The organism is Streptomyces sp. CB03238, from assembly GCF_002099185.1.
In the GTDB taxonomy this organism is placed as follows: domain Bacteria; phylum Actinomycetota; class Actinomycetes; order Streptomycetales; family Streptomycetaceae; genus Streptomyces.
Map to the genome: position 1 here is coordinate 243788 of NZ_NBCN01000006.1, position 23335 is coordinate 267122.

Below are 23335 nucleotides of genomic sequence, written 5' to 3' on the forward strand. Positions count from 1 at the left end.
TTCCACCGCTGCTGCCAGGTGGCCCCGGGGAAGGTGTCCAGCCACTGCAAGATTTGGCGAGCCCCACGGATGCGGGCTCGGTGGTGCCTCACGTCCGCCGGCCGCAAGGGAGGCTGCTGCAGACGAGCCAGGATGTCGGCCTGCGTGCCTGCCGTGGCCGCCCAGTCGTCCTCGGCAGGTCTGGGCGGGGAGCGCAGGGCGACGGCCCTCAATGCTTCTCCGGCCAGGCTCAGGGACGTGGGAGGTGCGACATGCGTCGCGACGGACATCGTCTCTGCAGGTGTCACCAGGCAGTCCCGAAGAGGTTGTTGAGGGATTCAGCGTTGTAACCGGCCGCCGGTGGCGGTGGAACCCGCTCGGCGGACTTGGCCCGTCGGGCATGGTGTGCCCGAACGTGTTCGATCACCTCGTCCCGGTCGGCCGGAAGATAGAGCTGTGTCGTCGACAGGTGTGCATGGCCGAGCACCCACTGCACGTCGGTCAGCGGCATCTTCGGATCCCTCGCCAGCCGATAGGCGGCGGTGTGTCGAAGATCGTGGAGAGTCCAGTTTGTACCGAGCAAGCTGTTGGCCCGGTTGAACATCGCACGGGCCGCCGGATAGTTCAGGGGACGCCATGGGCGGCGTAGCGTCCACCACAGCCCCTCGTTCTGTCCGCGGGGGACCCCAGCCCGCCAGACGCTCTCCTGATAGAGCCGTAGCCAGACGAAAGCGTCCGCTGAGCAGGGAAGTTGTTGATAGGCCCGGCTCCCCTTGCGGACCACCCCCAGGACCTGTTGGCCGGGCAGCGCGTCGCGTTGCCGACTGGTGAGCAGTTCCTCAGCACGAGCCCCGTTGGAAACCCAGAAGGCCAGCAGAGCTCGATCACGGTCGTGCTTCAGCGCGGCGAAGAGCGCGTTGAACATCGCGTCGGGGATCCGCCGAGGCGCTCGCTTGGGGATGGCCGGCCGGTAGCGGCCCTGTCGTTCGTGGCGAAACCGCTCGTCCGGGTTGTGGTGAGCGTGTGCCCTGCCATGGCGCCGGGAGCGATCCAGTGGAAACGGGTTCAGGATCGGGCCGGTTCCCTCGGAGAGGTGGAAGTCGTAGAAGGCCCGCAGGACGGTCTCGCAGTGCGCTCGCGTTGTCGGCGCGTATCTCGGCCCTGGGGACGACTTCCCTGTGATCGGATTAGGGGCTCCGGGCGGCAGATGCTCTCGTACTGGCTTTGGTGTTGTCTCCGTCTGGATGGCCCGTCGATGGCGCCAGTGCAGCGGTGCGGACTTGTTCGCGATCTGCATCCAGCGGGCGAAGTCCCGAGCGTCCGACCGGGCTGCACGATCCCAGGCAATCCCCCAGCCCCACAGGAAGCGCCACCAACGCAGCAGATCCATTCCGTATGACCGGATCGTGGCTGCTGACTTGTCACAAGCCAGCAGCTCCGCGAAGAAGGCGGCCACGGGTTCGATCTCGACACCGTCCGCGTCCAGGAGGACAAACGGTCTCCATCGATCTCCTGTCTCCGCCAGCTGTCCGGCCTCGGGCAGCACGAAGCTTGCTAACTCCCTCTCGGGTTCACGTCCAAGCATCCACGGAAGCTAGCAGAAAGGCTATCTGACCTGCGAAAATGTTGGAGTTAGTTCAGTCAACGGTTCGCCGCCGTCGTCATCGACGACCACGGCGCGGCCGGTGACCTGCTCGCCGTCCTGCACGGGGTGCTCGCCCGCCCCGCCAACGACAGCAACCCGGCCGTGCAGACAACCGTGTCGCTGGGCTGGGTGCGCGCTGCTGACTTCCCCGGCGAGGACCTGTCCAGCCTGCTCGGCAGGGCGGATGAGGCCATGTATGCGGCCAAACAGGCCCGCGCCGGCATCCGCCGGGCCGGACTGGGCCGACTGTTCGCCACCATCACCGGCCGCCGCTCCGGCCGCCGTGGCGCCCGAACCGACAGCCCGACGGTCGGGGCAGTTGCCTGATGTCCCCGGCGTTCGGCAAGTGCTACGACCCGAACGGCACCCGCTGGGGGATACCGACCTACCCCTGGAAATACGCCCCCGACGGCTACGCCACCCGCCGCCAACTCCGCGCCCAAGGCCTACGGCCCGGCGGCCAACCGGTCGCCGCACAGGTAATGCGCCGCTCCCGCCATCGAGCTGGCGGTGTCCAAGTCGCCTACCTCTACCGCATCGACCGCGCCAAGCCCGTCCGGCCGATGACCTCCCGCAAATGGGGCGCCCTCGCCCTGGCGATGCTCGCCCGCCGCACCTGCCCCGCCTGCCAACGCGACGCCAGATACGTCATCCCCACCCAACTCGGCACGTGCGTGCCCTGCGCCTACCCCCACGACTGACCCCCTGATTCCGGCGGGGTCCGGCCGCTCACCTCCTACAGCGACGAACCGGACCCCGCCCTCTCCTCCCGATGGAAGGGACCTTCAGTGAAGCACTCCGACGACGACGAACTGTTCAACCGACTCGAAGCCGAGATGGCTGCCACCGGGTCGCCCGACTCGGGTGCCGACGTGGTCGACCTCGACAAGGCCCGTACGGCACGTGCCGAGTCGGCCGACTCCCACACCGCCCCGACCCCCGACGGATCGGCCGGCCCCCTGCCCGGGGAGTCGGGTGGCGAGTCGGGCGGCCCGACCAAGGCCGTCATGGTCGACCGTCCCGCCCCGACCGGACCCGACTATCTCGGTCGGCTGGCGACCGCGAAACGGCGGGCGATCATCCCCGCGTGGCTGCGGTCGGTGGCCGAGCTGAAGACCGCAGCCGCGTGGGTGGCCGGGCACTACTCCCACCTCGCCGGGTACCACGCCCTGCGCTCCCCGGTCTACGCCGGACGTCTCGCGCTCCAGGCGCCGCGCGGTGCCGCCAAGTTCGTGGGCGGCATGCTGCGGTGGGTCGCCGACCGCGAGGGTGAACCGGTCCGGCTGGCCGCCGTGCGGCGCGAGGACGCAGGCGAGTACCTCAAGCTGTCTCGGCAGCGCGACGGACGGGTACGGCTGCGCACGCTGGTCGGCACCCTCGCCCTGTTCGTCGGCATGGGCGCCGCGCTCGCCATCTACGTCCTCGCCCCCGGCTGGCTCCAGGCCCTGTCCGTCGGCGCGCTCGTGATGGCGCTGGGCGCGGCCGGCACCCGTGAGGACGCGCCCGTCGTCACCCGCGCGGTGGAGGTCACCAAGGCTCCGAAGCTCACCAGCGACATCGTCCTGCGGGCGCTCGGGGCACTGGGTATCCCGGCGATCAACCAGGCGCAGTCCAAGGGCAGGGACGGGTTCTCCTTCACCGCCCCGATCACCCGCGACGGTCCCGGCTGGCGAGCCGAAGGGGATCTGCCCTACGGCGTGACGGTCACCGACGTGATCGAGCGGCGCGACAAGCTCGCCTCAGGACTTCGCCGCCCGCTGGGGTGCGTGTGGCCGGAGGCGGTGCCTGAGGAGCACACCGGGCACCTGGTGCTGTGGGTCGGGGACCAGGACATGTCCAAGGCCAAGCAGCCCAAGTGGCCGCTCATGACCAGCGGCAGCGTGGACCTGTTCAAGCCGGTCGCGTTCGGCACCGACCAGCGCGGCCGGTGGGTGAACGTCACGCTGATGTACATCGCAGGGATCATCGGCGCCATCCCCCGCATGGGCAAGACGTTCCTGCTGCGCCTGCTGCTGCTCATCGCCGCCCTGGACCCGAGGGCGGAGCTGCACACCTACGACATGAAGGGCACCGGCGACCTGGACCCGGTCGGCGACCGCGTCTCCCACCGCCACGGCGCCGGTGACGATGACGAGGTCATCGACTACGCGATCCGCGACTTCCGCGCGCTGCGCGAGGAGCTGCGGCGCCGCACGAAGGTGATCCGCTCCCTCCCGCGCGACGTCTGCCCGGAGTCCAAGGTCACCTCCGAGCTGGCGGACAAGCGGTCGCTGGGACTGCACCCGATCGTGATCGGGGTGGATGAGTGCCAGGTCCTGTTCGAGCACCCCAAGTACAAGGACGAGTTCGAGGAGATCTGCACCGACCTGGTCAAGCGAGGCCCCGCGACCGGGATCGTGCTGCTGCTGGCCACGCAGCGCCCGGACGCCAAGGCCCTGCCCACCGGTATCTCCGCGAACGCCTCCGCCCGCTGGTGCCTGAAGGTCATGGGCCAGCTGGAAAACGACATGGTGCTGGGCACCTCCGCCTACAAGCGCGGCGTGCGCGCCACCATGTTCTCCTGGGCTGACAAGGGCATTCACTACTTCGTCGGCGAGGGCTCGGACGCCCGGATCGTGCGGGCGGTGTTCGCCGACGCGGTCGCCGCCGACCGCATCGCCCTTCGGGCCCGCAAGCCGCGCGAGGACGCCGGCACTCTCTCCGGCCACGCCCTGGGCGAGGTCCCGGAGGACGACGCCAGCAGCGCGTATGACCTGCTGCGCGACATCCTCGCCATCGTCCCCGCAAGCGAGCCCAAGACCTGGTCGGAAACCGTGGTCGCGCGGCTGGCGGAGCTGCGGCCGGACGTCTACGCCGGATGGGACCCCGACGCCCTCGCCGCAGCACTCAAGCCGCACGGCATCTCCACCATCCAGGTAGGGCGGCGCGTGGACGGCAAGGTCGTCAACCGGCGCGGCATCGACCGCTCCCACATCACCACCGCGATTGCGGAGCGTGACGGAAACCGGGACACGGGCTGACCACCCGGGGCCGCTAACGCTAGCAGCAGTCCCCGCTAACGTTAGCGGCCCCGCTAGCGCCTCCAACCGCTTCTGATCAGGCCGCTAGCGGATAGCGGCCCACCTGCGGAAACCCCTGGAAACCGCCTGGAAGGGCCCGTCATGACCCCTGCCCTGCTCGCTATCACCCTCATCCTCGACATCACTCTCTGTTACGTCGGAGTGTGTGCCGTTTCGCCGTTCGGCCGCTGCCGCAAGTGCGACGGACTCGGCTTCGCCCTCACCCACACCCGCAAAGGCAAGCCCAAGCGCGGCAAGCACTGCCGCCGCTGCGACGGCAACGGCATCCGCATACGCACCGGCCGCTGGCTCTACAACCGCGCCATCCGCATCCACCGCGACGGCACGCGCTGAACAGTCGGCCGCTTACTGCGACCCGAATTCGGCCTCCATGCGCGCACGCCAGTCCGCTTCGGCGAAGCCCGTGGCCATCAGCACGTCACGGAAGTCGGCATAAGCGCACTCGACAAGAGCCAACAGCCTGTCCACATCGCCCGCCGCGCCGAGCACGATCGCCGCCTGTACGCGGTCCACCTCCGCGGCTGCCCAGGCGCCACCCCACTCCTCAAGCAGCTCAATCACCACTGCTCCGACGCCTCCGTGCGCTCAACCGCACTGGCTTCCCCATGGGCGCCCCCTCCCTAATCCCTCACTGCCCTCCCCGGGCAGGTCCGTCTCGCCTGAAGGAGAGCCTTCCATGGCCGTGACCGTCTCGCTGGTCCTGCTGTTCGGACTGGTCCTGTTCTTCCTGCTGCGCTCCAAGTCCCTTGGCTACGGCTCCGCGTTCGTCGCCGTGATGTTCGGGTTCTTCCTCGCTTCCACGGGCGCCTCCGGGCCGATCAACGAACTCGCCGTCGCCGTCGTCAACGCCATCCCGGACTTCTGAAGGAGGCCCGTCGTGAACGAACCGATCGTCGCCCGGCACTGGCTCGCCCTCGCCGCTCCCAAAGCGGCCCCCGCCCTGGCCACCTCAACCGTGCTGATCCTGGGGCGGATTTGGAACGCCAACGGCGCCGAACACTCCACCGGCAACGCCGCATTGATAATCGTGCTCGCCGCCGGGGCCGCGACCGCCGGCGCTTTCGCATCGGCCGGACGCGCCGGTGACCCAGTCATCGCCGGGACCGCGTTCGCCACCTCCGGCGCCCTGGCCCTGGCGGGCGTCGCCGGGTACGCCGACGGCCTCTCGCTGCCGCTGCTGCTGTGGGTCCTGGCCACCGCCGTCGCCTACGGCCTGGCCGCCCGCTACTGGCGCACCGACCGCCGCGACACCCTCGCCCACCAGCGGCACACCGCCACCCGGCGGGCGGAACACGCCCATGTTGAACGCGTCGAAGCCCTCCGCGCCGGAGTACAGATCCAGGTCGCCCGCGAGGGCGCCGCCTACGCCGAAGCCCTCGCCGCCGCACTCACCGCACGCGCCGCACTCCCCGGCTTCGACCCCGCCCAGCTCACCCGCGCCGGGTTGCCCGAGCTCCCCGCTACCGAGATCACCAAGGAGGTCTGAGCATGCTGCCCAACCACGAAAAGAGCCTCCAGCCGGATGAGGCGTATGCCAAGGCGCCCAGCATCATCAGCGAGATCGGATGGACCGCCCAGAAGGCCGCCGACAGGCCGTTCGGGACCACGCTCGGACGCGAATTCTGGCTCCGCAAAGCCGCCGTCCTCGACCGCATCGCCCTCGCCGACGAAGCCGACGGCTTACACAGCGACGCCGGCGAGGTGGCCATGGAAGCGGCTCGGTACCTGGTCGAGACCGACAAAGCCGGCCAGGCGACTACCACGGCACGCCGTACTGGCCCGAACACCCGTCGACCACCTCCGACCCGCGCGCCTACGTCCGCCAGGAGTACGCCCACTGGGCCAAGAACCGCTAACTGCGCCCGGGGCGGCGCCTCTCACCACAAGACCGCGCCGCCCCGGCTCTCCGTGTCCCTCCAACAGAACAGGAGACGACCAGCATGACAGCCGGGAGCAAGACCCCGCGCCCACACACCGCAACCCGCCGGGACAAAAACCACCTGCAAACTGCGCTCGAACTGGCCACGGCCGGTGTGCCGGTGCTGCCCCTGCGGCAAGGCAAGGTGCCGTTCGGTAACTGCGACGCGTGTGCGGACGGCGCGTGTGGTGGACGACCGCACATGAAGACCGCGGGCCCCTGCCAGTGCCCCGCCGTCTGCCACGGATGGGCAGCCGCCACGACCGATATCCGCGTCATCACCTCCACCGCATGGGCCCGGGCATGGAGGCAGGCCGTATCCGTCGCCTACCACCCCGGCGGCGCTGGGGTCACGGTCGTAGACCTCGACAGCGCCGACGCGGTCGCTTGGGCCCGCCGCATGCTGCCGCCGACCCGGGCCGTGGAGACGACGCGCGGGGAGCACTGGATCTACCAGGGCGCGATGCGATCGGCCAACCACGTACGACCCGGTGTGGACATCAAGCCTCTGATGGCCTACGCCCGCTGGCTCGGTCCCGGCACCGGCACCATGACCCATCTGCCGTCGGTTGTCCGCACGCTGACGGAGAGGGAAGAGACCACGCCGCCCCGCGCGGGGGTGGCCTCTTCGTCTCTCAGGCGCGCCACGTGGGACCGGGCTGTGGCCACCGGGTGCCGCCACACCGAGACCCACGTCCGCACCGGCCTGGGGCGCGGCTTGGCCATGGTCCGAAGCCACGCGGAATCCGGCGCCGGTTCCCAAGCACTCGGGGTGGCCCGGTTCATCGCAGCGCAGCACGCCAACTGCCCCGGGCCCTGTGGCCTGGACGCGATCGGTGAGCAGATCGTGGCTGCGGCCGTCTTGGTGGGTGTCCCTGAGCCCTACGCTCGCCGCGCCGTCACCAACGGCCTTGGCATGGCTGAGGCGAGGGTGTCGTGACCACACGCCGACACCGGCCTGACATCGCCCGACAGACGCTGCACCTCCGGGCCCTGGGCGCCTCGAAAGGCGTCGCCGAAGGCGTCCCTTCAAGTCCTGGCCTACACGCGACCACCCAGCCCCGCATGGTCGGGATGCTGCGGCTGATCGCCTCCGCGCGGAAGGGCGGGATCTCGGCTGCTGAGTCCTTCTGCTCCTGCGGGCGGTACGAGACCGCTCGCAGCAACGCCCGGGTGCTCGCGCTGATCGCCGCCCACCACGCCCACCGGGCCCAGTGTCCGCTCCAGACCGAAGGGAGGAATGCCGCATGACCAGCACGGAGGAACTGCCCTCGCCGTCGAACCCTCTCGCCGTCGCCCGGCGACTCGTCCCCGACTGGCACACCGAGGATGGATCGCTGTGTCTCCGCCGCTGGCGTGGGTCATGGATGTGGTGGAACGGCACCTGCTGGCGGGAGTTCGACGAGCAGCAAATGCGCGCGGGCCTCTACAAGCGGCTGGAGCACGCCACCTTCACCGCCGGCACGGACAAGGACGGCACGCCGGAGGTGCGGGACTGGGCGCCCACAAAGACAAAGATCAGCAATCTCCTCGACGCGCTGGGAGCCATCACCCTGCTCCCCACCGAGGTGGACGCCCCCTCGTGGATCGACCAGGAGCGCGGGCGGCATGACTCCAGCCCCATCGTCGCGTGCCAGAACGGACTCCTGCGCATCCGGGACCGCGAGCTGCTGCCCCACGGCCCCGGCTTCTTCAACCTCGTCTCGGTGCCCTACGACTACGACCCCGACGCCACCGCGCTCCACTGGGAGACCTTTCTACGGCAGATCTGGCCCGACGATCCTGCCTCCATCGCTGCGTTGCAGGAGTGGTTCGGTTACATCCTGTCCGGCCGCACCGACCAACAGAAGATCTTGCTCATGAAGGGCCCTTCCCGCTCCGGGAAGGGCACCATCGCGCGGGTCCTGAAGGAACTGGTGGGCAAGGAGAACCTAGCTGGCCCGACCCTCGCCGGGCTGGGCTCGAACTTCGGCTTGTCGACGCTTCTCGGCAAGCCGCTCGCGGTCATCTCCGACGCGCGCCTGTCCGGCAAGGATGGCGGCCAGGTGGTCGAGCGGCTGCTCACTATCTCCGGCGAGGACACCATCGACATCGACCGGAAGTACCGGGAGCCGTGGACGGGCAAGCTGCCCACGCGACTGATGATCCTGACCAACGAGCTGCCGAACTTCGGTGACAGCAGTGGCGTCATCGCCCGCCGGTTCGTGGTGCTCAACATGACCGTCTCCTGGCTCGGCAGGGAGGACACCGGCCTGACCGGCAAGCTCGCCGCCGAGATGCCCGGCATCCTCAATTGGGCCCTGGACGGATTGGCCCGACTGGAGCGCACGGGCCGGATCACCGAACCGCCCTCCTCCCAGGAAGCGGTCATCACCATGCAGGACACCGCCTCGCCCACGAGCGCGTTCGTCCGGGAGCGCTGTATCACCGGGCCCACTTGCGAGGTCCCCGTGGACACTCTGTGGGCGGTCTGGCGGGAGTGGGCTGAGGACAACGGGGTCAAGGCCACCGGCACCAAGCAGATGTTCGGCCGCAACCTGCTCTCCGTCGTACCGCAGCTCCGCCGCACTCGCCCTCGCGACGCGTACGGGCGGCAGGTCGCCACGTACACCGGAATCACCCTCAACCTCTCGACCCGCATTAGCCCGTGACGCGACTCATCGCGGCTCAAGCCCTCTCTCACCGGCTCTGAGTCGCGAGGAGTCGCGACCCAGTGCAATGCGAGCCGAACTCCCCCGTCACAGAAGGAGACGAGCTGATGAGCTCGACCGCCCGGCGGCGCCGCGCTCCCGCAGACGAGTGGCTGCCGCTGAACGAGGCCCTCGAAGAGATCGGCATAACCCGCGCCACTTACTACCGCTGGCGCAACCGTGGCTATGGCCCGGAGGTCCGGCGCTTGCCGAACGGCCACCTCCGCGTCCGCCGGAGCGTCCTGGACGCGTTCATGAACGAGCTGGAGGCCGCGTGACCGAGTGGAGCTACACCGTTCGGATCTGGGGCATACGTAAGCGCCCCTACCGCAAGCCTTATCAGCTCCGCTGGCAGGTGGGTACCCGGCCCCACTCCGAGTCGTTCCTGACGTCCGGGCTCGCCGAGAGCCGCCGGGCGCAGTTCATCACGGCGGCCCGCGCGGGCGAGCCGTGGGACGTCGACAGCGGGCTGCCAAGGTCGATGGTCCAGAAGGTGAAGGACATCTCCTGGTACCAGCACGCCAGGAACTACGTCGAGATGAAGTGGGACCACTCCCCCGCCTCCACGCGCCGGAATCTCGCCGAGGCCATGGCCACGGTGACTCTCGCCCTGGTGAAAGACACCAAGGGCATGGGCGACCACAAGGCGGTCCGGCGAGCGCTCTACACCTGGGCTTTCAATGTGAACCAGTGGAAGGAGGAGCCGCCGGCCGACATCAAGGAGTTGCTTGGTTGGGTGGAACGGAAGTCCGTCGCCACCTCCGCGCTCTCCGATCGGATGCTCGTCGGGAAGGCTTTGGACGCCTGCGCGCGACGCCTGGACGGCAAGACGTCGTCCGGGTCGGTGATCGCCCGGAAGCGGGCCATCTTCCACCAGTCGCTCAGCTACGCCGTGGACGCTGAGCTGCTCACGGAGAACCCACTCCCGGCGGTGCGCTGGAAGGCCCCGGAGAAGGTGGAGGAAGAGGTGGACCCCGAAGCCGTTCCGGACCCCGTCCAGGCCGCCGCGCTCCTGGCGTCCGTCCGGAGGCAGGAGGATCGTGGGCGGCACCTCGAAGCCTTCTTCGGGTGCATCTACTACTCGGCAGCTCGCCCCGGCGAGCTGGTGGGGCTACGGCTCCAGGACTGCGACCTTCCCCGGCGCGGCTGGGGCCTCCTGCGGCTTCGGGAGAGCCGGGCCCGCTCCGGCTCCTCGTAGACGGACACCGGTGAGGCGCACGACCGCCGGGGGCTCAAGCACCGGACTCGGAAGACAGTCCGCTACGTGCCGATCCCTCCCGAGCTGGTGGCCATGCTCCGGTGGCACGTCACCTTGTACGGCACCCACGCCGACGGCCGGCTGTTCCGTACCGCCCGCGGCGGCATGGTCCAGGAGAGCGGGTACGGGGAGGTCTGGGCTCGGGCCCGGGAGGACGTCCGCTCCCCCGCCGAGCATGAAACCAAGCTGGCCAAGCGCCCGTATGACCTTCGTCACGCGGCTGTTTCCACCTGGCTCAGCTCGGGCGTCGAGCCCCAGCTCGTCGCCCAGCGGGCCGGTCACAGCACGGGCGTCCTCTTCCGGGTGTACGCGAAGTTCCTGAAGGGCGGCGACGAAGCAGCCAACGCCAAGATCTCCGCCCGGCTCAGGCAGCCCACAAAACCATAAGACGACCAGCGCCCCGAGATGCGGGCGCTGGTCGTTTAGACCGCAAGCGGTCGGCCCTGAGACCAGGGGTGGCGCCACTTCGCTGCATACAGAGAACGGCTCGGCTCACTCAGCCGCTAGTTGCGGCGCGAGCGCCGCGCACTGAGCAGGACATAGGCCAAAGGCATAAGAGCCAGCAGGAGAGCCAGTCCTCCCGCAGCCTGCCAGGGCAGATCGATGGCACTGGCGACCTTCAGCAGAGCAACCGGCCCAATCGTCGTTGCCGCGGTGGCGCCCAAGTAAACGAGCGTCCGCAGCAGGTGGTCGCTGTCCTTCCCCGGCACGGAAACCGAGACTCCGGGCCCCTCCGGAACGAGGAAGAGGGTGACCGTAGCGAGTCCGGTGGGCTCGCTCAGCGGCTCTCCCTCAGCCTGAGCAGGCTGGGCGGCAACAGCGGCACTGACAACGGGGACGGACGCGTCCAGGTTCTTCGACACGATTTCCTTCCGGGTGTCCCGGCTGCGAACTCCGTTAGATCGCGACAGTTCCGGGACTCAGCTCCCCGGCCGCTAAGTAGCGGCGGCCGGTGGAATCAATGCGTCCATAGGACTCCTCTCCAAGGGATGCCCTCGAGGTTTCGAAGGCCTCACCACCGTAGCGCACAAAGCACCGACTACGCACCAAAAACGCACCACCTAGGCGCAACGACCGATGCTTTCTGGATGTATCTGTGCGACGATGAGGGTGCGGTCTCGCCAGCCAGCGGACCGGACACCAAGACGAGAGGTTGCATATGGGCAGGGCACTGCGGACCGTGGAGCCTGCTGAGAGTGAGCGTTATTCGGTCACGTTCGTACCGGCAGCCGTACAAGCCATCCAGGCGCTGACGGAGCTGTCGGGCGTGTCCAAATCTGATGCGATCAACAGGGCTGTCCAGGTCTACGCCTTCCTCGCGCGCGAGATGGCGGACGGCCGGCAGGTGCTTCTACGGAATGAGGACGGCTCGCTTGAACGCGTGCACATTGTCTGAGCGGGGCAGCCTGGTCTTATTTGCCTCGCGCTCACCTACACGAACAGCCCGGACGCCATACGCCACGGCGTCCGGGCTGTCTCTTGCACTTGCAGAGGCCGCGCCCTAGCTACCCCTAGGCGGCGAGGAAAGCACGGCCATCGGTCCAGCCGCTCGCCCGCACACCCAACACCCGAGTCGGGCAGGCGCGTGTCCTTCGCCACCTCATCACGCCGCTCTCCCCGTTCCACCTTGAGATGTGCCCAGCTCGCAAGTAGGGAGACTGATGGGACAGGAGGCGGGCAGCGCTCCCCTGAGGTTCCAAGACCCGTCCACGCTCCGTCCAGACACGCTGATAGAGAGGGTGACGGAGCGAGATACGGCGAGACAGTCCAGCCCTGAGTGCACGCACAGCAGAACGGCCCCTGATCAACGTTTCCGCTGATCAGGGGCCGTTCCATCCATGTGGCGGCGCCAGGATTCGAACCTGGGTAGGCTAAGCCGACGGATTTACAGTCCGCTCCCATTGGCCACTCGGGCACACCGCCATGGGGTGTCGCCGTGGGGGTGACCGCTTTTCGGCGGTGCTCCCCGGCAACGACGTAAACGATACCTGATGTCCGGGGGTGCTTCGCCACCGGATTGATCAGCGCTCGTGGTGGGCGGGATGGCTAGGCTTTGGGTTTGCGGTCCGGGGAGCTGGGCCGTACCTCTAGGCAACCTCTACGCACGCGACCCAAGGAGCCACAGGACATGGCCGACTCCAGTTTCGACATCGTCTCGAAGGTCGAGCGGCAGGAGGTCGACAACGCCCTCAACCAGGCGGCGAAGGAGATCTCGCAGCGCTACGACTTCAAGAACGTCGGGGCCTCCATCGCCTGGTCCGGCGAGAAGATCCTGATGCAGGCGAACTCCGAGGAGCGGGTCAAGGCCATCCTCGACGTCTTCGAGTCCAAGCTGATCAAGCGCGGCATCTCGCTGAAGGCGCTCGACGCCGGTGAGCCGCAGCTGTCCGGCAAGGAGTACAAGATCTTCGCCTCCATCGAGGAGGGCATCTCCCAGGAGAACGCCAAGAAGGTGGCGAAGATCATCCGCGACCAGGGCCCGAAGGGCGTCAAGGCGCAGGTGCAGGGCGACGAGCTGCGGGTCAGCTCCAAGAGCCGTGACGACCTCCAGGCCGTGATCGCGCTGCTGAAGGGGCAGGACTTCGACTTCGCGCTCCAGTTCGTGAACTACCGGTAGACCACTGGACCGCCTGCCAGCGGACGAGGCGGATCGGGCGGATCGGGCGGATCGGGGGCGGACACGGCTGTGGCCGGTCCGCCCCCCGCCCTGTGTGCTGAGGCCCGTTGTGGCCCGTCGTGGACCGTCGTGTCCGAAAACCGCCAGCCTGCGGGGTGGGTACCGACACAGACTGGTGGGGACGCGAGGAAGGGAACGGATCATGACGGTGTACGCGTACGTCGACGGCCCGCTGGGTGAGATGCTGCTGGTCGGCGAGGAGTCCGCCGCCACCGGGCACGGCGGCCCGACCGCGCTCGCCTCGCTCTCCCTGCCGGGGCAGAAGGGGGCGGCGGTCGTCCAGGACGGGTGGCGGCACGCCCCCGAGGCGTTCGAGGGCATCGCGGCGCAGCTGCAAGCGTACTTCGCGGGGGAGCTCACCCGCTTCGAGCTTCCGCCGTACACCGGCGCCGGCACGGACTTCCAGCGGTGTGTGTGGCGGGCGCTGGAGGACATCCCGTACGGCACGACCGTGACGTACGGGGAGATCGCGGCGCGGGTCGGTGCGGCCGGTGCCGGGGTACGGGCGGTGGGAACCGCGATCGGGCGCAACCCGCTGCTGGTGGTGCGGCCCTGTCACCGGGTGATCGGGGCGGACGGGGCGCTGCGGGGGTACGCGGGCGGGCTGGATCGCAAGGAACGGTTGCTGGGGCTGGAAGGCGCGCTCGTACGGTGACGGACGGGCTCTTTCCGGTGCGGCGTGAGCGGGCGGAGGTCGCGCCCGGCGCGGTGCATGTGCCGGGGTGGCTGTCGGTGGAGCGGCAGCGGGAGTTGGTCGAGGCGTGCCGGGAGTGGGCGCGGGGGCCGGTGCCGATGCGGCACACGGTGCTGCCGGGCGGCGGGGTGATGTCGGTGCGGACGGTGTGCCTCGGGTGGCACTGGCAGCCGTACCGGTACTCGCGGACGGCCGGTGACGTGAACGGTGCCCGGGTGGCCCCTTTCCCCGGCTGGCTGGCCGACCTGGGGCGGGCGGCGCTGGTGGCGGCGTACGGGGAGGGGGACGGGGACGGGTACGACGGGGCTTACGCGCCGGACACGGCGCTGATCAACTTCTACGAGGCGGGTGCGCGGATGGGCATGCACCAGGACAAGGAGGAGCGGTCCGGTGCCCCGGTGGTGTCGTTGAGCATCGGGGACAGCTGCGTCTTCCGGTTCGGGAACACCGGGACGCGGGGCCGTCCGTACACGGACGTGGAGCTGGTGTCGGGGGACCTGTTCGTCTTCCGCGGCGCGTCGCGCTTCGCGTACCACGGCGTGCCGAAGGTCCGTCCGGGGACGGCCGATCCGGCGGTGGGGATGGCCTCGGGCCGGCTGAACATCACGCTGCGGGAGACGGGGCTTCCCGGCTAGGCCGTGTTTTAGATCGGGTTCCGATCCACGCCTCATGCCGTGATGATCAAGATGTGGGGCGTGGGGATCTTTCTGATGAGCAGTGGTCGGTATTGGAGTCGTTGTTGCCTGCGGCGGGTGTGAGCCGCAGGCTGGCGAGTCGTCGGCGGTTGATCGACGGGGTGCGTTGGCGGGTCCGGACTGGTGTCCCGTGGCGCGATCTGCCGTGTGAGTACGGGCCCTGGCAGACCGTTTATGGACTCTTCCGCCGCTGGCAGCGCGAGGGTGTCTGGGCCGGGCTCCTGACCTTGTTGCAGGCGCGGGCGGACGCTGCCGGGTTGATCACGTGGGAGGTCAATGTCGACTCCACCGTCTGCCGGGCCCATCAGCATGCCGCCGGCGCCCGCCGGGACGGGGCCGGGCAGAAAGAGCCGCCCGGCGGGGTCGGCACCGAGCCGGACGATCACGGGCTGGGCCGGTCAAGGGGTGGGTTCACCACGAAGATTCATCTGGCCTGCGAACAGGGCCAGAAACCGTTGTCACTGCTGGTCACGGCGGGGCAGCGGGGTGACAGCCCGCAGTTCGAGCCGGTCCTCGAAGCGATCCAGGTTCCCAAGCCGGGCGGTGGACGCCCCAGGCGCAAGCCGCTGCGGGTGCGGGGCGACAAGGCGTACTCCTCGCGCGCCAACCGCGTTTACCTGCGCAGACGCGGAATCCAGTGCACCATCGCCGAGCCGGCTGATCAGATCCGCAACCGCAAGCGCCGCGGCCGTGCGGGGGGCCGTCCGCCGGCCTTCGACCGGGAGGACTACAAGGCCCGCCACGCGGTCGAGTGCGGGATCAGCCGGCTCAAGCAGCACCGGGCGGTGGCGACTCGATACGACAAGCTCGCCGTCCGCTTCGAGGCCACCGTCCAGCTGGCGGCGATCCATCAGTGGCTGTGAACCACCGGCCGCCGGCCTGGCCATGCCATGCTGACCACCGGCATTCAGCAGCTCATTCAGGGGAGAACAGTGGCCGCCCAGTACTACTGCGCCGACAGCGAGAACGGCGACCACATCGACGACCCGTCCGAGGACGCCCTGTTCGTGCTGATCAGCGACCTGAACGACAGCGACAACACCTTCGTCGTCATCCAGCCCGACGAGGACGATCCCGCCTGGTTCGCCTCCGTCGCCGTCCTTGACGAGGGCGGATACGAGATCGTCCGCCGTGACACCACCCGCCGCGAGCACGACGTCACCATCGAGAGCAGCAGCGACCGCATCGCGGGCGACCTCACCAAATGGCTGGCCACCCGCGCTACCTAAAACACGGCCTAGCGGTTTCCCGGTCGGCGCCGCTCAGCGGGAGCGGGAGTGGCCGAACAGGATGCGGTAGGCGACCAGCAGCACGAGCGAGCCGCCGATGGCCGCGAGCCAGGTGGGGCCGTCGTAGAACTGGTTGCTGATCGTCCGGTCCAGGAAGCGTGCCGATATCCAGCCGCCGACGAACGCGCCCGCGATGCCGATGAGCGTCGTGCCGATCAGGCCGCCGGGGTCACGGCCCGGAAGGAGCACCTTGGCGATGACGCCGGCCAGCAGCCCCAGGATGATCCAGCTGAGGATGTCCATGCCGTGAACCTGCCTTTCGTGCGGTGTTGTCCGGGAGGACGCCCGGGATGCGGAGGGTGGTTGCGTGGATCAGTAGGGTGCGGCGCATGACACAGGAGCTGCGGCGGTCGCTGGGCGTCTTCGACGCGGTCGTCATCGGGCTGGGCTCGATGGTCGGAGCCGGGATCTTCGTGGCGCTCGGGCCGGCGGCCGGGGCGGCCGGGAGTGGACTGCTGCTGGGGCTGGCGCTGGCCGGGGCCGTCGCGTACTGCAACGCGATGGCGTCGGCGCGGCTGGCCGCCCGCTGTCCGGCGTCCGGCGGGACGTATGTGTACGGGCGCGAACGGCTGGGTCCTTTCTGGGGTTACCTCGCGGGCTGGGGTTTCGTGGTCGGCAAGACCGCCTCGTGCGCGGCGATGGCGCTCGCGGTCGGGTCGTACGTGTGGCCGGAGCAGGCGCACGCGGTGGCGGTCGCGGCGGTGGTGGCGCTGACTGCCGTGAACTACGGGGGCGTTCAGAAGTCGGCACTGCTCACGCGCGTCATCGTGGCCGGGGTGCTGGCGGTCCTGGTGGCGGTGGTCGTCTCCTGTCTCGGGTCGGGTGCGGTGGAGTTCGGGCGGCTGGAACCGGCCGGGGACGTGTCGGCGGGCCGGGTGTTGCAGGCGGCGGGGCTGCTGTTCTTCGCGTTCGCCGGGTACGCGCGGATCGCCACGCTGGGCGAGGAGGTACGGGATCCGGCGCGGACCATCCCCCGGGCGGTCCCGCTGGCACTGGGCATCGCGCTGGTCGTGTACGTGGGTGTGGCGGTCTCCGTCCTGTCGGTGCTGGGAGCCCGGGAGTTGGGCGACTCGGTCGCTCCGCTCGCGGACGCGGCGCGAGCGGCGGGTGCCGGCTGGCTGGTACCGGTGGTGCGGGTGGGCGCGGCGGTGGCCGCGCTGGGTTCACTGCTGGCGCTGATCCTCGGGGTGTCCCGTACGACGCTGGCGATGGCGCGCGACGGTCACCTGCCGCGCACGCTCGCCGCCGTGCACCCGCGCTTCCAGGTGCCGCACCACGCGGAGCTGGCGGTGGGGCTGGTCGTCGCGGTGGTGGCGGCGACGGCGGACGTGCGTGGGGCGATCGGCTTCTCGTCGTTCGGGGTGCTGGCGTACTACGCGATCGCCAACGCTTCGGCGTGGACGCTCGGCTCGGGGCGCGTCCTCGCGGCGACCGGGCTGGCGGGCTGCCTGGTGCTCGCGTTCTCCCTGCCCCTGTCGTCGGTCCTGGCAGGCACGGCGGTGCTGGCGGCGGGCGCGGTGATGTACGCGGTGCGGCGCGGCTAGCGCGCCGCACGCGTCATATTCGGGTGCGGGCCTCGGCTCGGGTACGGGCCGCGGCCGCGAACCGGCCCGGCAACTGCTCGTCCTCGGTCATGTGTTCATGGTGCACCACGGCACTGACAATCACGCGAGGACCACCTCGACGCCCTGTTCGACGAGCAGGTCGACGAGCTCCTCGAACGTCGGCCGGGCGCGTACCAGCGGGCTTTGGCCCAGGCATCGCCGGGCCACGTGGGCGTCGTGCCAGACGAGAGTGAAGGGCGCCTTCGCACCGGGACCGTTCACGGCTTCCCCGAGGGCGCAGGAGAAGTCGGTCTCGTCGGTGACGTCGCGGCCGTCGAGGTGGTACGTGCCGCCGGCCGGGGCGCCCTGGGCGCGGCCGGTGTGGTTGTCCAAGGCCAGGCGCAGCCATTCCCGGCGCCCGTCGGCACCGAGTTCCGTCCAGAGGTTCTTGTCCCTGGGCGGCCCGTCGGCCCACAGGTCGTAGACCCGCCGAGCCGCGAGCGGTGGCCTGTCGTCCTCGTCACAGTCCACCGTGAGGTTCACAAGGCCGTGGCCGTGCGACGACGGCTCCCACGAGGTGACGTACCAGTTGGTCAGCGTGCTCCGCATGGGCCGGCCGGTGCGGTCGAACAGCTCGAGCCAGCCGCGCACCTCGAAGTCGTCGTCCCTCTCCATGCCCTTGAGCAACGCCGCGCCGGGCACCCCGCCGAGCAGGCGCATCGGCACGGCCTCTTCCGCCTCGTGCACCCGTACGGGAGGGGGCGGATCGGCGAACAGGCCGTCGGCTGTAGGGCCTTCCGCGATGACGGAGTCGTCATCGTCGTCGACCAGGCGCCAGGCGAAGGTGGGGCCATGGCTCACCGGGTGGCGAAGGGGCGGTCGCTCGGGACGATCTCCTTGCCCAGCGGCAGCAGGGAGACCGGGATGAGCTTGAAGTTCGCGACGCCCAGCGGGATGCCGATGATGGTGACGCACAGGGCGATGCCGGTGAGGATGTGCCCGAGCGCCAGCCACCAGCCGGCGAGGACCAGCCACAGCACGTTGCCGAGGCAGGACGCGGCGCCCGCGTCACGGCGGTCGACGACGGTCTGGCCGAAGGGCCACAGGGCGTACAGGCCGATACGGAAGGCGGCCAGGCCGAAGGGGATGCCGATGACGGTGATGCAGAGCAGCAGACCCGCGACCATGTAACCGAGGAACAACCAGAAGCCGCCGAAGATCAGCCATATGAGGTTGAGGATTGCTTTCATGGGCGGCGACCTGCCATCTGTTCGAGTCGGGCGATGCGTTCCGCCATCGGCGGGTGTGTCGAGAACATCTTGGCGAACCCCTGGCCGGGGCGGAACGGGTTCGCGATCATCATGTGGCTGGCCGTCTCGATCCTGGGCTCGGGCGGCAGTGGGAGCCTCTTGGTGCCCGCCTCCAGCTTCCGCAGCGCGCTGGCCAGGGCCAGCGGGTCGCCGGTGAGCTGCGCCCCGGAGGCGTCCGCCTCGTACTCCCGGGAGCGGCTGACGGCCAGCTGGATCACCGATGCGGCCAGCGGGCCCAGCAGCATGATCAGCAGCATGCCGACCAGGCCCGGACCGTCGTCGTCATCGGAGCGGCCGACCGGGATGAGCCAGGCGAAGTTCACCAGGAACATGATCACCGAGGCGAGGGCCCCGGCGACCGACGAGATCAGGATGTCCCGGTTGTAGACGTGGCTCAGCTCGTGGCCGATGACGCCGCGCAGCTCGCGCTCGTCGAGGAGCTGGAGGATCCCCTCGGTGCAGCACACCGCGGCGTTGCGCGGGTTGCGGCCGGTCGCGAAGGCGTTGGGGGCCTGGGTCGGCGAGATGTAGAGGCGGGGCATCGGCTGGCGGGCCTGGGTGGACAGCTCCCTGACCATCCGGTACAGCTGCGGCGCCTGGAACTCGCTGACGGGTCGTGCCCGCATGGCGCGCAGCGCGAGCTTGTCGCTGTTCCAGTACGCGTAGGCGTTGGTGCCGAGGGCCACGAGGAGCGCCACGACGAGACCCGTACGGCCGAAGAAGCTGCCGATCAGGATGATGAGTGCGGACAGTCCCCCGAGGAGTACGGCGGTCTTCAGCCCGTTGTGCCGGCGGTGCACGGTACGCCCTCCAAATGGTGCGGCAGGGGAACCCTTTGCCGGGTGCTGGTCCACTGTTCAGTGGACCCTCCCGTACTGGTCAACGCCAGGCGGGCATGGCGGGTTCCCTTGTGCGCCGGGGGCGGGGTGTGGGCCGTCCGGGTGACTCGGGTGACTCAGCGCGGCGCGGGCAGTCCGGCCTTCCGCAGGGCCTCCTGGACCGGTTCCACCTCGCTGGTGCAGTGGGCGCAGCGGCTGGCGACGGCCGGGATCTCGGTGAAGCAGCGCGGGCAGTCCCGTACGGCGGCCTTGATGTCGAAGGGCTCGTCGCGCTTGAAGCGGGTCTGGATCTTCATCATCGGGACGACGACGCAGAAGTAGAGCACGGCGGCGGTGATCATGAACGCGAGGGCGGCGCCGATGAACAGGCCGTAGGGGAACTTGGTGCCGCTGACCTTGAAATAGGAGTGGCTGAAGTCTCCGACGGTGCCCGTCGCGAGGCCGATGAGCGGGGTGATGAAGGCGTTGCTGAAGGCGGTGACGACCGCCGTGAAGGCCGCGCCGACGGCCAGGCCGATCGCCATGGAGATGACGTTTCCACGGAGGATGAAGTCCTTGAAACCGTTCAGCATGGCCGTGCTCCTAGAAAGTGCGTGGGGACTGCAGGGGGATCAGAAGAGGGTGTCGGTGGCGAAGCGCAGCACCAGCTCGGGGTAGCCCGACAGCACCACGCCGGCGGCGGCCGTCACGCCGATGGCCACCGTGATGGGCGCGCCGACGGGGGCTGGGGCGAGCGCCGGGACGGGCTGCTTCGCGGGGGCGCCCCCGGGCGCGCGGAACAGTACCGCCGTCCACTGCAGGTAGTAGTAGAGGGCGATGACGACGTTGACGCCCATGACGACGGCGAGCCAGCCCAGGCCGGCGTCGACCGCCGCCGAGAAGACCGTGACCTTCGCGAAGAGGCCGATGATGCCCGGCGGCAGGCCGGCCAGGCACAGCAGGAAGAAGCCCATGACCAGCGCGGCCGCCGGCCGGGTGGCGTACAGGCCCCGGTAGTCGGAGATCCGGTTCAGCGGGTGCGCACGGGCGACCAGGGCGGCGACCGCGAAGGCGCCGAGGTTCACGACGGCGTACATCAGGGCGTACGCGACCGTGGCGCCGATCTGGTCGTCGCCGGAGTAGGCGGCCGCCGCGATCGGCACCAGGAGGTAGCCCGCCTGGGCCACTGAGGACCACGCCAGCAGCCGTACCGCGCTCCACGCGCGCGTGGGGACCTGCCGGAGGGCGGCGACGTTGCCGACGGTCATGGTGAGCGCGGCGAGCACCGCGAGGGCCGGGCCCCACACGTCCGCGTACGTCGGGAAGGCGATGACGGTCACCAGGATGAGGCCGGTGAAGCCGACGGCCTTGCCGACGACCGAGAGGTAGGCGGCGATGGGCAGCGGCGCCCCGACGTAGGTGTCGGGGACCCAGAAGTGGAACGGCACGGCGGCCGTCTTGAAGGCGAATCCGACGAGGGTGAGGGCGACGCCCGCCTTGGCGAGGTTCTCCAGCCGCGCCGGGACGTCGTCCAGGTTCTGGGCGATCTCGGTGAGGTGCAGGGTGCCGGTCGTGGCGTACACGAAACTGACGCCGAGGAGCATCACGGCGGTGGCGGTGACGGAGGAGAGGAAGAACTTCAGCGCCGCCTCCCCCGACATGCGGTCGCCGCGCTTGAGACCGACGAGCGCGAAGGCGGGCAGCGAGGCGACCTCCAGGGCGACGACCAGCGTCGCCAAATCCCGGGAGGCGGGCAGCAGCGCGGCACCGGCGGCCGAGGACAGCAGCAGGAACCAGAACTCTCCCGCCGGAAGCCTCTCCTTGGTGTCGTGCAGCGACAGCAGGGCCGTCAGGAGCGCGCCTCCGAGCACCAGGAACTGGATGACCAGGGTGAAGTGGTCGGCGGTGTAGCTGCACGCGTCGGCGTCGGTGGTCAGGCAGAAGGTGTTGCGGTCGCCCTTGCGCAGCGGCAGGAGGGTGAGGATCGCGGCGACGAGGCCGGCGATCGCGCCCCAGCCGAGGAGCTGCTTGCGCCCTTTCGGTACGAAGAGGTCGGCGACGAGCACGAGCAGACCGACGACGGCGGCGATGGTGGGCGGCGCGATGGCGGCCCAGTCGACCGACTGGACGAGGTTGGCCGCGCTCGGGGCGCTCGTGGCGCTCGTGGCTGCGAGGGTCACGACTTGCCTCCTGCGAGGAGCTTCTGCACGGCCGGGTCGGTGAGGCCGAGGAGGACCGCGGGCCAGAGGCCGGCGACGACCGTGAGGACGGCCAGCGGCGACCAGGCGGCGACTTCGTACGTCTGGATGTCGGCGAGCGGCGGCTGGTCGGTGGCGGGCCTGGCGCCCATGCAGACGCGGCGTACGACGACGAGGAGGTACGCGGCGGTGAGCAGCGTGCCGAACGCGCCGACGGCCATGAAGGTGAGGAAGGCGGGGCGGCTGAGGCCCTCGGCCGGCTGGAACGCGCCGAACAGCGCGAGCATCTCGCCCCAGAATCCGGCGAGTCCCGGCAGTCCGAGCGAGGCGACGGCGGCAAACGCGAGGAGGCCGCCGAGGCGGGGCGCGCGGCCGTAGAGGGCGGCGCCGGTGGTTCCGGCGAGGGTGTCGAGGTCGGCCGTGCCGTACCGGTCCTTGATGGCGCCGACCAGGAAGAACAGCAGGCCGGTGATGAGGCCGTGGGCGATGTTCGCGAAGAGCGCGCCGTTGACGCCGGTGGGCGTCATGGTCGCGATGCCGAGCAGGACGAAGCCCATGTGGCCCACGGAGGAGTACGCGATCAGGCGCTTGAGGTCGCCCTTCGCGCCGGTGCGGGCGAGGGAGAGGCAGGCGAGCGATCCGTAGATGATGCCGGCGGTGGCGAACGCGGCGAGGTAGGGCGCGAGGATGTGCATGCCGTCGGGGGTGATCGGCAGGACGATCCGGACGAATCCGTACGTACCCATCTTCAGCAGGACACCGGCGAGGAGCACCGAGCCGACGGTCGGCGCGGCGGTGTGGGCGTCCGGCAGCCAGCTGTGCAGCGGCCACATCGGGGTCTTCACGGCGAGGCCGATCCCGATCGCGAGAACCGCGATGACCTGCACGGATGTGGTGATGTCGCGGCCGTTGTCAGTGGCGAGTGCCACCATGTCGAAGGTGCCGGCCTTCAGCCCGACGAGCAGCAGGCCGAGCAGCATGACGACCGAACCGAGCAGCGTGTAGAGGATGAACCGCCAGGCGGCCGGCTGGCGTCCCTCGCCGCCCCAGCGGGCGATGAGGAAGTACATCGGGATGAGCACCATCTCGAAGGCCAGGAAGAACAGCAGCAGATCGAGGACGGCGAAGGTCGCCAGCGTGCCGGACTCGAGGACCAGCAGCAGGGCGACGAATGCCTTCGGGGACGGGCCCGCGGGCATCTTGAAGTAGGTGTAGAGCGCGCAGAGGAAGGTCAGCAGCGCGGTCAGGACCAGGAGGGGGAGGGAAATGCCGTCGATGCCGAGGTGGATCCGCACGTCGAGTGCCGGGATCCAGCTGATGTCCGTCGTGGCCTGCATCTTCGACGGCTGGTCGTGGTCGAAGCCGAGCGTGAGGACGACAGCGGCGGCGAGGATCGCGCCGGTGACGGTCACACCGTGGCGGAGCACGGCCTGGTCCGGGGACTTCCCCTTCAGCCCGGGAGGCGCCGGGAGGAGGGCCGCCGCGGCGCCGATGAGCGGGCCGACGACGATGAACGCGAGGAGGAACTGCATCACGGATT

General features: G+C 69.7%; 27 protein-coding genes, 1 tRNA gene and 2 pseudogenes. 19 read left to right on the forward strand and 11 right to left on the reverse strand.

Annotated features, from left to right (window positions below):
* Positions 1–283: 283 nt before the first annotated feature.
* Positions 284–1564: a site-specific integrase gene (locus tag BKD26_RS12460; RefSeq protein WP_084897885.1), complete on the reverse strand. Its 1281-nt coding sequence runs from the start codon at positions 1562–1564 to the stop codon at positions 284–286.
* Between the two features lie 63 nt (positions 1565–1627).
* On the opposite strand from BKD26_RS12460, the pseudogene BKD26_RS12465 reads away from it, so the two are divergent.
* From BKD26_RS12465 to BKD26_RS12480, 4 genes and pseudogenes are all read left to right on the forward strand, one after another.
* Positions 1628–1951: pseudogene (locus BKD26_RS12465) on the forward strand (diguanylate cyclase); the annotation flags it as partial.
* Complete coding sequence (locus tag BKD26_RS12470; protein ID WP_084897886.1) at positions 1951–2325, forward strand: RRQRL motif-containing zinc-binding protein; 375 nt, start codon at positions 1951–1953, stop codon at positions 2323–2325. The pseudogene BKD26_RS12465 and the gene BKD26_RS12470, both read left to right, overlap by 1 nt.
* A gap of 87 nt (positions 2326–2412) precedes the next feature.
* Positions 2413–4644, forward strand: coding sequence for a cell division protein FtsK (locus BKD26_RS12475; RefSeq protein WP_084897887.1), 2232 nt, complete (start codon positions 2413–2415; stop codon positions 4642–4644).
* Between the two features lie 141 nt (positions 4645–4785).
* The gene (locus tag BKD26_RS12480) at positions 4786–5037 is read left to right on the forward strand and encodes a hypothetical protein (RefSeq protein WP_084897888.1); all 252 of its coding nucleotides are present in this window, start codon (positions 4786–4788) and stop codon (positions 5035–5037) included.
* 12 nt (positions 5038–5049) lie between these two features.
* On the opposite strand, the gene BKD26_RS12485 is transcribed toward BKD26_RS12480, so the two are convergent.
* Positions 5050–5268: a hypothetical protein gene (locus BKD26_RS12485; protein WP_084897889.1), complete on the reverse strand. Its 219-nt coding sequence runs from the start codon at positions 5266–5268 to the stop codon at positions 5050–5052.
* A 112-nt stretch (positions 5269–5380) separates the two neighbouring features.
* Here BKD26_RS12485 and BKD26_RS12490 point away from each other — a divergent pair, with 112 nt between their 5' ends.
* From BKD26_RS12490 to BKD26_RS12520, 8 genes and pseudogenes are all read left to right on the forward strand, one after another.
* On the forward strand, positions 5381–5569 hold the full coding sequence (locus BKD26_RS12490; protein WP_084897890.1) for a hypothetical protein: 189 nt from the start codon (positions 5381–5383) through the stop codon (positions 5567–5569).
* Between the two features lie 12 nt (positions 5570–5581).
* Complete coding sequence (locus BKD26_RS12495; protein ID WP_084897891.1) at positions 5582–6190, forward strand: hypothetical protein; 609 nt, start codon at positions 5582–5584, stop codon at positions 6188–6190.
* A 2-nt stretch (positions 6191–6192) separates the two neighbouring features.
* On the forward strand, positions 6193–6648 hold the full coding sequence (locus BKD26_RS12500; protein WP_241518616.1) for a hypothetical protein: 456 nt from the start codon (positions 6193–6195) through the stop codon (positions 6646–6648).
* Positions 6645–7562 carry a bifunctional DNA primase/polymerase gene (locus tag BKD26_RS12505; protein WP_084897892.1) on the forward strand — a complete coding sequence of 306 codons (918 nt, stop codon included), beginning with the start codon at positions 6645–6647 and terminating at the stop codon, positions 7560–7562. Before BKD26_RS12500 ends, BKD26_RS12505 begins: the two co-directional genes overlap by 4 nt.
* A gap of 125 nt (positions 7563–7687) precedes the next feature.
* The gene (locus BKD26_RS40200) at positions 7688–7873 is read left to right on the forward strand and encodes a hypothetical protein (RefSeq protein ID WP_179166504.1); all 186 of its coding nucleotides are present in this window, start codon (positions 7688–7690) and stop codon (positions 7871–7873) included.
* Positions 7870–9273 carry a phage/plasmid primase, P4 family gene (locus BKD26_RS12510; protein ID WP_179166517.1) on the forward strand — a complete coding sequence of 468 codons (1404 nt, stop codon included), beginning with the start codon at positions 7870–7872 and terminating at the stop codon, positions 9271–9273. Before BKD26_RS40200 ends, BKD26_RS12510 begins: the two co-directional genes overlap by 4 nt.
* Positions 9274–9380: 107 nt before the next feature.
* Positions 9381–9590 carry a helix-turn-helix domain-containing protein gene (locus BKD26_RS12515; RefSeq protein ID WP_084897893.1) on the forward strand — a complete coding sequence of 70 codons (210 nt, stop codon included), beginning with the start codon at positions 9381–9383 and terminating at the stop codon, positions 9588–9590.
* Positions 9587–10957 (forward strand): annotated as a pseudogene (locus BKD26_RS12520) (tyrosine-type recombinase/integrase). The gene BKD26_RS12515 and the pseudogene BKD26_RS12520 overlap by 4 nt, the downstream one beginning before the upstream one ends.
* A 116-nt stretch (positions 10958–11073) precedes the next feature.
* On the opposite strand, the gene BKD26_RS12525 reads toward BKD26_RS12520, so the two are convergent.
* A complete protein-coding gene (locus BKD26_RS12525) occupies positions 11074–11433 on the reverse strand; it encodes a hypothetical protein (RefSeq protein WP_084897894.1) in 360 nt (119 codons plus the stop codon).
* 317 nt (positions 11434–11750) lie between these two features.
* Between BKD26_RS12525 and BKD26_RS12530 the strand changes: the two genes are divergently transcribed.
* Entirely contained in the window at positions 11751–11966 is a 216-nt protein-coding gene (locus tag BKD26_RS12530) for a hypothetical protein (RefSeq protein ID WP_241518617.1), read from the forward strand.
* A 445-nt stretch (positions 11967–12411) separates the two neighbouring features.
* Here BKD26_RS12530 and BKD26_RS12535 read toward each other — a convergent pair.
* Positions 12412–12493 (reverse strand) — tRNA-Tyr (locus BKD26_RS12535).
* Between the two features lie 205 nt (positions 12494–12698).
* Here BKD26_RS12535 and BKD26_RS12540 point away from each other — a divergent pair.
* The 5 genes from BKD26_RS12540 (at position 12699) to BKD26_RS12560 (ending at position 15865) form a co-directional block, all read left to right on the forward strand.
* Positions 12699–13187 carry a YajQ family cyclic di-GMP-binding protein gene (locus BKD26_RS12540; RefSeq protein ID WP_084897896.1) on the forward strand — a complete coding sequence of 163 codons (489 nt, stop codon included), beginning with the start codon at positions 12699–12701 and terminating at the stop codon, positions 13185–13187.
* A 202-nt stretch (positions 13188–13389) separates the two neighbouring features.
* Complete coding sequence (locus BKD26_RS12545; protein WP_084897897.1) at positions 13390–13902, forward strand: methylated-DNA--[protein]-cysteine S-methyltransferase; 513 nt, start codon at positions 13390–13392, stop codon at positions 13900–13902.
* Entirely contained in the window at positions 13899–14576 is a 678-nt protein-coding gene (locus tag BKD26_RS12550; protein WP_084897898.1) for an alpha-ketoglutarate-dependent dioxygenase AlkB, read from the forward strand. Before BKD26_RS12545 ends, BKD26_RS12550 begins: the two co-directional genes overlap by 4 nt.
* Positions 14577–14629: 53 nt before the next feature.
* Positions 14630–15499 (forward strand): IS5 family transposase, encoded by an 870-nt coding sequence (locus tag BKD26_RS12555; protein ID WP_084897899.1) that lies wholly within the window; start codon positions 14630–14632, stop codon positions 15497–15499.
* Between the two features lie 27 nt (positions 15500–15526).
* The gene (locus tag BKD26_RS12560) at positions 15527–15865 is read left to right on the forward strand and encodes a hypothetical protein (RefSeq protein WP_084897900.1); all 339 of its coding nucleotides are present in this window, start codon (positions 15527–15529) and stop codon (positions 15863–15865) included.
* 33 nt (positions 15866–15898) lie between these two features.
* Here BKD26_RS12560 and BKD26_RS12565 read toward each other — a convergent pair whose 3' ends face one another.
* Positions 15899–16168: a GlsB/YeaQ/YmgE family stress response membrane protein gene (locus tag BKD26_RS12565; protein ID WP_084897901.1), complete on the reverse strand. Its 270-nt coding sequence runs from the start codon at positions 16166–16168 to the stop codon at positions 15899–15901.
* An 86-nt stretch (positions 16169–16254) separates the two neighbouring features.
* Here BKD26_RS12565 and BKD26_RS12570 point away from each other — a divergent pair, with 86 nt between their 5' ends.
* A complete protein-coding gene (locus BKD26_RS12570) occupies positions 16255–17469 on the forward strand; it encodes an amino acid permease (protein WP_084897902.1) in 1215 nt (404 codons plus the stop codon).
* Between the two features lie 120 nt (positions 17470–17589).
* Here BKD26_RS12570 and BKD26_RS12575 read toward each other — a convergent pair whose 3' ends face one another.
* From BKD26_RS12575 to BKD26_RS12600, 6 genes are all read right to left on the reverse strand, one after another.
* A complete protein-coding gene (locus BKD26_RS12575; protein ID WP_084897903.1) occupies positions 17590–18330 on the reverse strand; it encodes a hypothetical protein in 741 nt (246 codons plus the stop codon).
* The gene (locus BKD26_RS12580; RefSeq protein ID WP_084897904.1) at positions 18327–18719 is read right to left on the reverse strand and encodes a YccF domain-containing protein; all 393 of its coding nucleotides are present in this window, start codon (positions 18717–18719) and stop codon (positions 18327–18329) included. The genes BKD26_RS12575 and BKD26_RS12580 overlap by 4 nt, the downstream gene beginning before the upstream one ends.
* Positions 18716–19579 (reverse strand): zinc metalloprotease HtpX, encoded by an 864-nt coding sequence (htpX, locus tag BKD26_RS12585; RefSeq protein ID WP_084897905.1) that lies wholly within the window; start codon positions 19577–19579, stop codon positions 18716–18718. The genes BKD26_RS12580 and htpX overlap by 4 nt, the downstream gene beginning before the upstream one ends.
* 155 nt (positions 19580–19734) lie before the next feature.
* Entirely contained in the window at positions 19735–20190 is a 456-nt protein-coding gene (locus tag BKD26_RS12590; RefSeq protein ID WP_084897906.1) for an MscL family protein, read from the reverse strand.
* A 39-nt stretch (positions 20191–20229) separates the two neighbouring features.
* Entirely contained in the window at positions 20230–21777 is a 1548-nt protein-coding gene (locus BKD26_RS12595) for an NADH-quinone oxidoreductase subunit N (RefSeq protein ID WP_084897907.1), read from the reverse strand.
* Positions 21774–23327 (reverse strand): NADH-quinone oxidoreductase subunit M, encoded by a 1554-nt coding sequence (locus BKD26_RS12600; RefSeq protein ID WP_084898014.1) that lies wholly within the window; start codon positions 23325–23327, stop codon positions 21774–21776. The genes BKD26_RS12595 and BKD26_RS12600 overlap by 4 nt, the downstream gene beginning before the upstream one ends.
* Positions 23328–23335: the final 8 nt, after the last annotated feature.